The sequence below is a fragment of the Paenarthrobacter sp. NPDC092416 genome (genome assembly GCF_044755025.1).
Classification (GTDB): domain Bacteria; phylum Actinomycetota; class Actinomycetes; order Actinomycetales; family Micrococcaceae; genus Arthrobacter.
In genome coordinates this window covers 97257-110234 of the sequence record NZ_JBIVQG010000001.1, presented here as the reverse complement: position 1 = coordinate 110234, position 12978 = coordinate 97257, and the positions used below count along the sequence as shown (strand labels likewise).

General features: G+C 62.9%; 8 protein-coding genes. 3 read left to right on the top strand and 5 right to left on the bottom strand.

The window, feature by feature from the left end; genetic code table 11:
• Window positions 1–13: 13 nt before the first annotated feature.
• From ACIQC5_RS00470 to ACIQC5_RS00455, 4 genes are all read right to left on the bottom strand, one after another.
• Window positions 14–886 (bottom strand): carbohydrate ABC transporter permease, encoded by an 873-nt coding sequence (locus ACIQC5_RS00470; RefSeq protein WP_400277641.1) that lies wholly within the window; start codon window positions 884–886, stop codon window positions 14–16.
• The gene (locus ACIQC5_RS00465) at window positions 886–1878 is read right to left on the bottom strand and encodes an ABC transporter permease (protein WP_400277640.1); all 993 of its coding nucleotides are present in this window, start codon (window positions 1876–1878) and stop codon (window positions 886–888) included. The genes ACIQC5_RS00470 and ACIQC5_RS00465 overlap by 1 nt, the downstream gene beginning before the upstream one ends.
• Window positions 1857–3401, bottom strand: coding sequence for an extracellular solute-binding protein (locus tag ACIQC5_RS00460; protein WP_400277638.1), 1545 nt, complete (start codon window positions 3399–3401; stop codon window positions 1857–1859). Before ACIQC5_RS00460 ends, ACIQC5_RS00465 begins: the two co-directional genes overlap by 22 nt.
• A gap of 189 nt (window positions 3402–3590) precedes the next feature.
• Window positions 3591–4349, bottom strand: coding sequence for a YesL family protein (locus ACIQC5_RS00455; RefSeq protein ID WP_400277637.1), 759 nt, complete (start codon window positions 4347–4349; stop codon window positions 3591–3593).
• A gap of 333 nt (window positions 4350–4682) precedes the next feature.
• On the opposite strand from ACIQC5_RS00455, the gene ACIQC5_RS00450 reads away from it, so the two are divergent.
• The 3 genes from ACIQC5_RS00450 (at window position 4683) to ACIQC5_RS00440 (ending at window position 11601) form a co-directional block, all read left to right on the top strand.
• A complete protein-coding gene (locus ACIQC5_RS00450; protein ID WP_400277635.1) occupies window positions 4683–6710 on the top strand; it encodes a DUF6807 family protein in 2028 nt (675 codons plus the stop codon).
• The gene (locus ACIQC5_RS00445; RefSeq protein WP_400277634.1) at window positions 6707–10015 is read left to right on the top strand and encodes a family 78 glycoside hydrolase catalytic domain; all 3309 of its coding nucleotides are present in this window, start codon (window positions 6707–6709) and stop codon (window positions 10013–10015) included. Before ACIQC5_RS00450 ends, ACIQC5_RS00445 begins: the two co-directional genes overlap by 4 nt.
• A 131-nt stretch (window positions 10016–10146) precedes the next feature.
• Entirely contained in the window at window positions 10147–11601 is a 1455-nt protein-coding gene (locus tag ACIQC5_RS00440) for an NCS1 family nucleobase:cation symporter-1 (RefSeq protein ID WP_400277633.1), read from the top strand.
• Window positions 11602–11681: 80 nt separating this feature from the next.
• Here ACIQC5_RS00440 and ACIQC5_RS00435 read toward each other — a convergent pair whose 3' ends face one another.
• Complete coding sequence (locus ACIQC5_RS00435; RefSeq protein ID WP_400277631.1) at window positions 11682–12968, bottom strand: ABC transporter substrate-binding protein; 1287 nt, start codon at window positions 12966–12968, stop codon at window positions 11682–11684.
• Window positions 12969–12978: the final 10 nt, after the last annotated feature.

Genomic DNA, 12978 nt, shown 5'->3' with positions numbered 1-12978 from the left:
GAGCCGCGGCACGTCAGCCCTTGACGGACCCGATCAGCATGCCCTTGGCGAAGTGCTTCTGCAGGAACGGGTAGAAGATCAGGATGGGCAGGGTGGCCACCACGATCACGGCGAACTTGATGCCTTGCTCGGGCGGGATGTACGTGGGGTCGACGTTGCCGGTGCCAAGCAGGTCCGAGGCCGCGGTGACTTGGCGCAGGTACATCTGCAGCGTCCACATGTTGTTATCGCTGAGGTACAGCAGCGGGGACATGAAGTCATTCCAGATCCCTACGGCATAGAACAGGGCAAAGGTAGCCAACACCGGTTTGGACAACGGCAGCAGGATGCGCCAGAGAATCCCGATTTCCGTGGCACCGTCCATCTTGGCGGACTCTTCCAACTCAGCGGGGAGTTCCTGGAAGAAGTTCTTGATGATGATCAAGCTGAACGGGTTGATGGCCGCGGGCAGGATCAGCGCCCAGTAGCTGTTCAGCAAGCCCAGGTCCTTGACCAGCAGGAACGTGGGGATCATGCCCCCGGAGAAGACCATGGCGAAGACCACCAGGGACAGGATCAGTTTCCGCCCCCGCAGCCCGCGTTTGGCCAGCGGATAGGCCATGGTGACTGTCAGGACCAATTGCACCAGGGTGCCCACCACCGTGACCAGCACAGTGGTGATCAGTGCCCGGGTAAATGCCGGCGTGGAGAAGATGTACTCGTAGGCGGAGAAGGTGAATTGCTCCGGCCAGACGAAGAACGCCCGTCGGGTGATTTCCGCTTCCGTGGCGAAGGACCCAGCCATGACGTACACGAACGGCAGCAAGGTGATGATGCCGATCAGGGACAGGAAGACGTAATTGGCGGCATCGAAAACCCGTCCGCCGGTGGTGTTGTGAATCTTCATTAGAACAGTCCGCTCTGGTTGAACCGCTTGGACAGCCAGTTGGTGCCGAAGATCAGCACGATGCCCACCAGGGACTTGAAAAGCCCGACGGCGGTGCTGTAGCTGTAGGCGCCTTGGGTGATGCCCACAAAGTAGACGTAGGTATCGAAGACGTCGGCCACGCTGCGGTTGAGTGCGTTGGTCATGAGGTAGATCTGTTCAAACCCCGTGTTCAGCATCTGCCCGATGGCCAGGATCAGCATCACGATGATGGTGGAACGGATGCCGGGCAGGGTGATGTGCCAGACGCGACGGAACCTGCCGGCGCCGTCGATAATCGCAGCCTCGTACTGGTCCTGATCCACGGTGGCCAGCGCGGCCAGGAAAATGATGGTCCCCCAGCCGGTGTTCTTCCAGATTTCCTGGAGCACGATCAGCGGCCGGAACCAGTTGGGATCCGACAGGATGTCCACGTTGGTGCCGAACAAGCCGTTGACGAACTGGAACAACGGTCCAATGTCCAGGGCGAAAAGCAGGAAGCTCAGTGACGCCACGATGGTCCAGGACAAGAAGTGCGGAATGTACACGAGCGTCTGCACTGTTCGCTTGAGGATCGAGAGCCGGACCTCGTTGAGCAGCAGCGCCAAGATGATGGTCAGAGGAAAGGCGATGCCCAGGTTCAGTACCGCCAGGATCAGGGTGTTGCCGAGCAAACGCGGGAAATCCGGATTGGCAAAGAAATCCGTGAAGTTCGTGACGCCCACCCAGGGGCTGCCATTGACACCAAGGAAAGGGACGTAGTCCTTGAACGCGATGGACACCCCGTACATGGGCCCGTATCGGAACACCGCGAAATACAGGACTCCAGGCAACAACAGCAGATACAGCCACTTGTAGTGCGCAAAGTGAACGGCGAAGCCGCGCCGCCGCAACGGGGCGGGCGGCTGCGTGGCCGCCCGCTCCGCAGCTTTGGCTTCAACAACCGGGGCGGTCACTTCTTGGTGTCCTGCCACAGCTTGTTGATTTCTTCCTTGACCTTTTCACCGCCGCTGGTGTTCCACAGCTTGATGGCGTCCTTCAGGCCCTGCTCGTCGATCTGGCCGGCGAGATACTTGATGCGGGCATCGGAGACGATGTTGTCCAGCTGCGCGCCCTTGGCCACGTAGGTCGGTGAAACAAACGCGGCAGCCGGGTTGTAGACGGCACTCTTGAGGTCTTCGGCCATCAGCTTGACCCGGTCATCGTAGACCTTCTGCTCATACTCGGAGGCCTGCTTGACCGGGTAGTAGTTGTTGCCGGTGACGTTGGTGCCGAGCTGGGCGTAGCTCTTGATATCGGTGTTGACCACCTTGCCCTCCGGCGTTTCGGGCTTGATGGTGGCGGCGAGGCCCTCTTCTTCGGTGAAGTTCACGCCCTCGATGCCGTTGTTGAGGAGTACTGCAACTTCCTTGCTGTTCATCTTGTCCAGGAACGAGAGCACGTTGTTCAGCTCAGCTTCGGTGCGGACACTGGACTTGGGAATGGCCAGGAAGCCGGAGTAGCCATCGGTGGGGTGCGCGTGAAGTTCGCCGTCCGGCCCCTTGAGGTTGCCGACGAAGCCCACCTTGTTCTCGAAGTCGTTGGGGTTGGCCTGCTTGAAGAGGTTGATCAGCACGCTGACCCGGGAATCGACGTCGACAATGATGCCGCCCTTGCCGTTGAAAAACGGTTCGTTCCATTTGGTGCCGTCGAACGTGGCGAAATCAGGGTTGATGAGTTTCTCATCCACCATCTTCTTGACGAAGCGGTTGGCCTCCAGGAATTCCTCGGTCTCGAAGCTCGGAACCAGCTTGCCGTCCTTCTCGGTCCACCGGTTGCCGGCGCCGTACCACTCTTCGATGATGTCGTAGGGGCTGTTGGTCCCGAGCGCACCCCACTTGGGAATGGTGATGCCGTAGGTGTCGTTCTGGCCGTTGCCGTCAGGATCCTGTTCAGTGAATGCCTTGGCCACTTTGTAGAGGTCTTCGGTGGTCTCCGGCGCCTTCAGACCCAGTTTGTCCAGCCAGTCCTGACGGAACATGACCGCGGCACGGATAGGGTTGCGGGCGCGGAATACGCCGTACACCTTGCCGTTGACGCTGGCGTTCTGCTCCACGTCCGGGAACGTGGTCTTGAGGTTCGGGTAGTCCTTGAGCTTGTCCGTCAGGTCCCAGAAGGCGCCCGCTTCGGCATTCTTCACGAAGCCGGGCGACTTGCTCTGGACCACCATGACCTGCGGAATTTCCGAGGATGCCAGCGTGATGTTCATCTTGTCCTCATAGGACGAGTTCGGCGCCCAGGTGATGTTGATGTCCTTGCCGGTCAACTCCTCCAGCTTCGTCTGGACGGCGCCATCGGCTGTAGGCGGCTGGGCCTCCAGGAAGGGAGCCATGATGCTGACGGATTTGAGGTCCGCAGCGGGCGCTTCGCCACCGCAGGCGGTCAGCGCCAGGGCAGCAGAAACGACGACGGCGGCCGCCAGCACTGGCTTCTTACGGGACAGGATGTTCTTGGTCATTGCTGTTCCTTTTCCACTTCTTCGGGGTTGGTTGAGATTGACGGTGTGTCTGCGGAGTTGGCAGGAAAGCTCTTGAAACTCCACAGGGATGTTTCGCTTTGATACGTTTCATTAATGCCGGCGACCGGGGTGTCCAAGGAGCGATGCAGGAGCATCCTGGTATCAACGGGAGGGCGGTTGCGTGGAACCTCAGACAAGGTTGCCCTCCCGCCTGACGGCTGGGGCAGCAGTTGCCGGGCCTGCGGGCGCCGAGCCTGCCGCTGCCGGGCCTGCCGCCGCCGGGCCTGCCGCTGCCGGGGCTACGAGGACCCGCCCCCCGCCCGCTTCACCGGCGCCCATGGCGTGGTCGTTCGCAGCAAAGAAGCGATCGCACAGCCACCCGGTGACATAGAGCCACGCCCCGACCCCAAAGAACGGAATCAATCCGGGCACCGAACGGCAAACAAACACGGCGGCCGCAGTCACAAAAAGGAGAATGGCGGTGCCGGCGAGGTGCCTCATGGCAAAGCGTGAGGACATCAGGAAGTACTGGGGCAGCGGCAAGGTGTAGCGGGCAAACATCGGGAAGAGGTAGCAGCACGCTCCGGCAGCAAAGAGGGCAGCGACGAAGATCGCCGCCGACGCCACTTGCGAGCCAAAGTCCCAGCCCGCCGAGAAATACGCCCAGTTCAGGACGAGCGCTACGCCCACCATGAGCACAGGCAACCCAAGAGCATTCCCCTTGGCGAAGTTCTTGAAGTACTCGCGGGCGAAGCGGCGCACAAGCGGCACGGCATCGCCGCGCACCTTCTCGCGAACCAGGATGTGAGCTGCCACAGTGCTGGGACCACACCCAAGGACAACGCCACCCAGTACCGTGAAAATGATCCACAGGATATTCAGGCATGCAATCCACAAGAGTGTGTCAAAGAGCGTGTAGGCCTTAAAGCCAAAGGCGGCAGACGCCATGGCATCCCCTCTCCATCGTTGCAGAAGAAGCCCGATCTGCTGGCAAGAAAAGTTGTTGCGAAGTTGCGGAACAACGAGTTATGCGAGCCGATCAGGGTAGCCCGGGTGGGCCGCGTCACAGTCAGTAAACGCTTTCCCGAAAATCTAGACGCATCCCCTCGCGAGAGTCAAGACAATTCTTGAATCGTTACATTCCAGTCAAACCCGCGCTACACTGGGCTCAGTCGGGTCTGGGAAAGCGCTTGCTAGGTGTAGCCTGAACCCGCCGGGACACTTCACGAATACCTTGACGACGGCGTCATTGCCTCGTTGCAGCGCCAGCAGAGGAGAACCATGGACAAGCCGTCCGACGAGTCAGCCCTGAGCACCAAGACGCCCGGGAGAGCCCCGGCGAGAATAGCCCTGGTTGGTGTTCACGGCTTCGGAGCACACCACTTGGGCAACCTTGAGCGTCTTGGCCATTTGGGAACGGTGGACCTCGTCGCTGTGGCGGATCCCAACCCTCCGGCACCCGGCGCGTTGCCGGAGAACACTGCCATTCACGCCGATCTGGATGCCCTGTTGGCCGGTGGACACCAGCCAGACGTCATCATTGTGGCAACTCCCATCCAGACCCATGCGCCGCTGGCACTGGCAGCGCTCGCCTCGGCCGCGGACCTTTATCTGGAGAAACCCCCGGTCGCGTCAATGGAGGATTTCCATCGACTTCAGGAAGCCGCCACCGCTGCCGGCCGCAGCGTCCAAATCGGATTCCAAAGCCTCGGTTCACACGCCATCAAGGCACTCGAACGCCTGGCCAGCGGCGAAGCCACGGACGAACTCCCCGGTATTGGAACCCTCAAAGGAATCTCGGCTACCGGCCGATGGGTCCGGGACCGCGCCTACTACAAGCGGTCGCGATGGGCTGGAAAGCGCAGCCTGGACGGGGTGGACGTCGTGGACGGTGTGGCCACGAACCCGCTTGCCCACGCCATTGCCACGGCCTTGCGCATCGCCGGCGCCCGCACCGCAAACGACCTCGCTTCGGTGGACACCGACCTCTACCGCGCCAACGACATCGAAGCGGATGACACCTCGGTGATCCGGATGCGGACCGTGGACGGGTTGCCCATCACCTGCGCCTTGACGCTTTGCGCCGCCGAGTCCGTGGAACCTTACGTCACCCTCCATGGAACGGAAGGAACTGCCGTGTTCCACTACACGGAGGACCGGGTCACAGTACGCAACGGCGACGGCGAATCGACCCGCGCGTTCGGCCGCGACGACCTCACCGAAAACCTGCTCCAGCACCTGTCGTCAGGAACGCCGCTCCTAAGCCCCTTGGATCACAGCGGCGCCTTCATGCGTGTTCTCGAGGCCATCCGCACCGCCGAGGCTCCCGCGCTCATTCCCCACACCAGCGTCGACTGGGTTGGCCAGGGCGATCAGGCCCACGCCGTGATCCCGGGCATCGAGGAAATCCTGGATCGTGCCACCCGCGCCCACGCCACCTTCAGCGAATTGGGCCTCCCCTGGGCGCGTCCGACCACCACGGGCGCGGAGCCTCTCTTCTCCTCAGCGAACAACCCTGCCGCCACCCTTCGCAGCGGAGCGGACCTCGAAACCGAACTCTCGCCCCGGCCGTACCTCCACCCGGTCGGCACGTTGTCCGGCACAGTGGTGACCGATCACTTGCCGGCGGATCACGTTTGGCATCTCGGCGCGGGATTCGCCCTGCAGGACGTCAATGGCAGCAACTTCTGGGGCGGCCGGAGCTACCGCCGATCGGCTGGGAAGTATGTGGACCTCTTGGACCACGGCCGCATTGAAGCAGCGAAGATCACCCGTGAAGACGACCGGACGACCCTTGAACTCGACTGGCTGGCCTCCGACGGCGGCTTGGTCCTCGAGGAGCGACGATCATACGGGCGGACCGTTGTTGACTCACGCACTTGGCGCCTCGACATCGAGACGGAACTGCTCGCCGTCGTCGATGTTTCACTCGGCAGCCCCGGTTCGCATGGTGCCCCGGGCAGCGGCTACGGCGGCTTCTTCTGGCGTCTTCCTGTCAATGGCTCGCCCCGCGTCTTCTCCTCAACAGGTGACGGGGAGCCTGCCGTGCATGGTTCCGTTGCGCCGTGGCTGGCGTGGACGGGAGAGTTCGACGGCGGCCCTGCCACTCTGGTTTTTGCCGCGCCACCGGAATCGCCGGACCCATGGTTCGTCCGGTTGTCCGAATACCCGGCCGTCGGCTCGGCCCTCGCTTGGGACAAGGCCGTTGAGCTCACTGCCGGATCCACCGTCAAGCGCACCAACTCCGTCTGGATCAGTGACGGAAGGCTGGATCTCCAGGAAATCCAACGCTTGGTGGCCGGCCTGTGAGCGCTGGCGCCACCTCCGGCCTCAGGGCCACGAGTCTGACCATCCAAGGCCTTGCCCACTGCCTGACCGCACCGGCCAAGCCGTTCTTCGGCTGGCAATTGGACGCCATGACTGACGCGGGGACAGCGGAGGCCCTGCAAAGCGCCTACCGCATCCGCGTGCACAACAGCTCGGGCGCAGACATATGGGACTCAGGCACCGTTGCCTCCAACAAGCAACACCACATCCCCTATACAGGTCCGGATCTTGCCCCGGACAGCGACTATGAATGGACCGTTCAGCTCACGGATGCCGCCGGTTTCACGGCCGAGCCGAGTGTACCGGCGGTCTTCAGCACGGGCCTCTTCAGCTCAGCCCAGGCCAGCACGGGGCTCGTCAGCTCAGCCCTGGCCAGCACAGGCCACGCCAGCACAGGAAGCGGCTGGACCGCGGCCTGGATCCATCGTGCGCCAGGTGGTCGCGCACCCCTGGAACTCGTCGACGGCGTCCTGCGCGTAAGCGCTTCGCCATACCTTCCGTGGACGGCAACGCCAGCTACTCCAGCGCACGCAATCACCGACCTCCGCATCACCGCACGCTTCCGGCTGCGGCTTGGCACGGCCGGCATCCTGCTTCGCAGCAGCGGGCCGGGAACCGGGCTCTTGCTGGAGATCAAGCCGGAGCATGCGGCGGTACTCCGGCCGGCGCCGGCTTGGGAGGCGGGCGCCGGATCACTGCCTTTCACAGAGTCGATCGCCGAAACGAAGGCCTTCGAAGCCGCGGCTCACTCGAGGGCAAGCACGGCCCCCGAGCCCGGTTGGCAGGATCTGCTGATCACCGACGACGGCGAGCGGATCGCCGTCGAGTTGGGGGGTGCCGTGATCCTGGAAGCCCTCGTCCCTCAAGCCACAGCGACAGACAACGCCACCGGCCCAGCCACCGGCCTCGCGTTCCATCAGGGTCCGCGTAGCCAGGCGGAGTATCTCTCCGTGAGTGTCTCCACCGGCGGCACGGAAATCCTCACCAGCGATTTCACCGAACCGGACGCCCTTAAGGATTGGAAAACCACCACTCCGTACCGCCAGCCGGATGAATGGACCGTGGCGAAGACAGCCATTCAGCTCTCAGGCACTGTGGTCCGCGCGCGCCTGTACGCTGCCGCCAGCCACCATGCCAGCTTCTCCATCAACGGAAGCCTTTGCCTGGAAACCACCAATTTCGGCTACCCCGGCGAGCATTTCTACAACGCCTCCGACGTCACCGCAGCGCTGCGGGCCAGCAGCGGTTCCGCAGCGCTGACCGCCGTCGCGCATTGGTACGGACCTGGACAGGGCCGCGCTGCCGGGCGTCCGGGCCTGCTCGCGCAGCTCACGGTGGAGTACGACGACGGCCGACGGGACGTGTTCGGAACTGGCCCCGACTGGCTGGTTGCCGAGGGCCCCTACCGCCAAAGCGGATACCGCAACGACGAGGGCGATCCGATCGAGCACCTCGATGCGACGGCTTGGCCGGAGGTCTGGCACCCTGCGAAGTCCCTCGGGAAGCATCCGGTTCGCGACTTTCCGGTGCTGGAACCCAACCATGCGGCCGTCGCGCGGACGTATTCCCCCGCCCTCGAGATCCTCATAGCGGACGACGGCACTCCGGTGGCAGACTTCGGCAAGGTCATTCCCGTGCGCCCGGTGGTGGAGTTCCTTCGCGGCGTCCACGGGCGAACGGTGATGCTGCGGGCGGGCTACAACCTCCGGAATGATGGCCGTGTGGACAGCGGGAAGATGCCCAGCCAAAACACGGATATGTCGTTCCCCTATACGCAAGCGGATGGACCACAACGCTATGAGGCACGCGTTCATCTGGGCTTCCGCTACTTGGAGCTGCCGGGCGTGGATCCCAGTGAACTCGGGGAAATCGGCGGACTCATGATCCATGCCGATCACCCGGATAGCGGCAATTTCACGAGCTCGGATCCCACCTTGGACCGGGTTTTCACGCTGCTGAAGGATTCTGCTTTGCTGGGCGTCCAGGAGCAGTTCGTGGACACTCCGACGCGGGAGAAGGGCCAGTTCCTGGGTGACGCCGTAAACATCTCGTACGCCACCATGGCGTTGTTCGGCGAGCGCGGTTTTACGGCCAAGGCCTTGCGCGAGTTCGCGGGTTCAGCGCGCCGGTATTGGTATTCACCTCAAGAGCGGGGCCGCTACAACGCCGTATATCCCAACGGCGACGGCAAGCGCGACATCCCGGATTTCTCGCTCATGATGCCCGAATGGGTGGAGGACTACTACCGGATAAGCGGCGACGACGCTTTGGTGGCCGAGCTCCTCCCCTTCCTTCAGGACTCAGCGGACTACGTTGTGCGGCACATTCCCGACGACGGTCCCACCGCCGGGCTCGTGACTCACCTCGGGGGCGGGTCCGGTCCGTACCTGCACGGCATCGTTGACTGGCCGGCGCCTGGCCGCTTCGGCTACGACATGGACTGCGCGGCGCGCACCACGGTCAATGCCCAATCGTGGTCAGTGCTCGACGCCGTTAGCCGGCTTTGCAGGGTTGCCGGCCTTGAGCGGGAGGCAGCTCGGTACGCTGCGGCAGCAAGGTCACTTTCGGCTGAGATGAACTCACGCCTCCGCGTAGATGGAGTGATGGTGGACGGGCTTTACGCCGACGGCCGCCCCAGCCTCAATGCGTCCCAACATGCAACGTCGTTCCCGTTGTCCTTCGGCATCACCCCGCAAGTCCACGCAGCCAAGGACGCCGAACGAATCGCCGGAATGGGCATGCGCCAAGGGCCCATGACGGTTCACAGGTTGTTCCGGGCGCTGTTGTCACAGGGCCGTCTGGACGATGTCCTCAACCTCCTCACCGACTCCAGCCAACCCGGTTGGGCGAAGCAGCTTGCAGCCGGCGCCTCCTTCACCTGGGAAGCATGGGAACTCGTGGAGGGCACGGACTACAGCCAATCCCATGCGTGGTCGGCCTCCGTGGTGCGGGAGATCCTGGAATGCTTCCTCGGTGTCCGGGTCACCGCGCCGGGTGCGGCCGCCGTCGTGATTGAACCGCCGGTGTGCCGGCTGGACCATGCCGCGGGCAGTGTCCCGACGCAGCGCGGAGTTGTTGCTGTGACCTGGCGCCGCACTCCGAGTGGCATGGAACTGGATTGCACGGTGCCTGCCGGCGTGACAGCGAGCGTGGTGGTGCCCGCGGGATACTATGCGGCCACGCGTTCCGGACAGCGGGAAGCCCAGATCTTTGAAGCGGCTCGGGACCACACGTTTGACGCTTCGCCGGGAACGTGGAGGTTCGTGCCCGTCGAACCTGGTTGCTGAGCCTCAACAGGTCTATTTCCCGCCTGCATCGCTGAGTACATTGGTACCAATGGATGCGCCATCGGTTCCCCTCCAGGTTGGGGCCTCCAAGCCGACGTTCCGCATGTAGGCGTTTGGGAAGTGAGGGCCAGGTGTCTCACGTCATTCCGCCGGGGGTCAGCCGGCGTCTGTACAACGAAGACCTCGCGCCGGCGGAGCACCGCACGTGGGGTTTCTATTCGCTGTTTGCGATGTGGATGTCGGACATTCATTCGCTGGGCGGCTATACGTTCGCGGCGGGCCTCTTCGCGCTGGGGCTTGGTGCTTGGCAGGTGTTCCTGGCACTGGTCGCGGGGATTGTGATCGTTTTTGTGCTGATGAATTTCTCCGGGTACGCCGGCCAGAAGACCGGAGTTCCCTACCCCGTGCTCGCCCGGATCTCGTTTGGAACGTTCGGCGCCAACCTGCCTGCCTTGATTCGCGCACTCGTGGCTATCGCCTGGTACGGGATCCAGACGTGGCTGGCCTCGCGCGCCGTCATCGTCATCGCCCTGGAGATCTGGCCCGAACTCAGAGGCCTCACTGAGAACAACTTCCTGGGGGAATCCGCCCTGGGCTGGCTGGCCTTCCTGCTGATGTGGTCGCTCCAGCTTCTTCTGCTTCGAAACGGCATGGAGACCATCCGGAGGTTCCAGGACTGGGCCGGGCCCGCCGTGTGGGCCGTGATGGGCGTGCTGGTGGTCTACATCCTGATCAATGCCGGGTGGAATATCTCCCTCGACCTGCCCGGAGGTAACGCGCCATGGGGAGTCACCCACGCATTCTTCGCCGCCACGGCGCTGACGGTGACCTACTTTTCCACGCTCATGCTCAATTTCTGCGACTTCTCCCGGTTCGCGCCCTCCCGCAAGGCTGTGCGAACAGCCAACTTGTGGGGGCTGCCGGTCAATTTCATCGCCTTTTCCATCGTTTCGGTCGTCGTCACCGCCGGGACCTTCAAGGTGTACGGGGAGTACATCTACGACCCCGTTGAGATCGTTGGGCGGATCGACAACATCTGGGCTCTCTTGCTCGGCGCTGTCACCTTCGCCGTGGCAACACTCGGTATCAACGTCGTGGCAAACTTCGTCTCACCCGCCTACGACCTCGCGAACGCCTGGCCCTCGCGGATAGACTTCCGGCGCGGCGGACTGATCGCCGCCATGATCGCACTTGTCATTACGCCCTGGAACCTGTTCAACAGTCCGGTGGTCATCAACCTGTTCCTCGGTGGACTCGGGGCTCTCCTGGGGCCGTTGTTCGGGATCATCATGGTTGACTACTACGTGCTCCGCAAGCAGCGTGTGCTGGTTCGGGACCTGTTCAGGGAAGAGGGGTACTACACGTACACCCACGGCTGGAACCAGAAAGCTCTCCTCTCGTTTATCGTCTCCGCCGTCCCGGCTGTGATCCTCGCGCTGGTTCCTGTGTTTGCCGCTGCCTCTGCCTTCTCATGGTTTATCGGGGCAGGCGTGGCGGGTACTGTGCACTATTTCATCTCGCGCAATGACACCAGCCTGGCTGAATCGGTCACGGCTGCCGCCAACGAAGAAGCCATCCCAGGCTGACCTCGGCAAAGCATCCCGCGAGACTGCACTTAAGCCTCATGTTCCTCGCGGACATGGGGCCTAAGTGCAGTTTCGAGGCCCTAGAGCGCGCTCTTGGCCTCGTCCATGGCCTTCTTGGCGGCGTCAGCGGGAGAGAGCCGGTTGAAGTGGACCTCCAAGGCATAGCGGCCCAGCACCTCCACCACTGAACTGGAACCGGCTGGCGGGACGGGGACGGCGTCGCCAAGTTCGGACGAGATTTCGTCGATGAACTTGGCCGTTGCGGCGTCCTCGGGGGTCAGCTTGGGCGTCACTGCTGCCCTGACTTCAGAGTTCGCGGGAATCCCGCGGTCCGCCAAGGCAATTTCGCCCGCTTCCACGCTGTTGGAGAGGAAGTCGATGAACTTCTGGACCTCAGCGGGGTGCTTTGTCCGGGAACTTGCCGACCAGAACTGGGACGACTTGTAGTATTGCTCGGCACCGGCCGCGGTCCCGTCCGTGCTCGGTGGACGGTGGATCTCCAACGCCTGGCCGGACGCCTTGCTCAAGGCGGACAACTGGTTGGACCAGTACCAGCCCAGAGCGAAGCGGTTGGTGGACAGACCCTGCTGGTCCACTGACGCGGTAACTTCTTCCGTCATGACCGACGCCGGTGGCACGGCCTTGGCGTCCCGCATCGCGGCTTGGTATTCGTACCAGTCAGTGAGCGCACCCTCATCGAATCCGAGTTTGCCATCCGGGGTGAAGAGCGACTTGCCGTGCTGGCGCAGCCAGAGGTTCATGGCGGCATCGCCGGTGACAGCGCCCGATCCGTAGACGCCGCTCTTGCTCTTCTCCGTGATGGACGCCGCGGTCTTGGTGTATTCGTCCCAGGTCCAGGTCTTGTCGTCCGGAAGCGCAACACCACTGGCTGCAAGCAGTGACGGGTTTGCCAGGACCACCTGGGCATTCACGCCGGCAGTGACGGCGTATTGCTTGCCCTCAACCTTGCCAGCGTCGGCAACGGCCTGGTCAAACTTGGCGAGGTTTACGTCCTTCAGTTCCAGCAACGCTCCGCGACCGGCATACTCCCCCAAGTAGGCCGCGTCCATCTGGATGACGTCCGGGGCGTCCTGCGAGGCAACTTGGGTGGCGAGCTTGTCCCAGTAGCCGGACCAGTCGCCGTACTCGCCCTCGATCTTGATGTTGGGGTTCTTGGCTTCGAAGGCGTCAATGAGCTTCTGGGTCATCTTGTGGCGGACGTCCGAGCCCCACCAGCTGAAGCGCAGTGTTACGGTACCGTCCGATGAAGCCTGCGGGGAGCTGCCACAACCGGTCATCGTTATGGCTACTGCCGCCGCGGCCGCTGCGACCTTCGCCGCAAAGTTTTTTCGTGCACGAATCGACATCTGGAGTCCT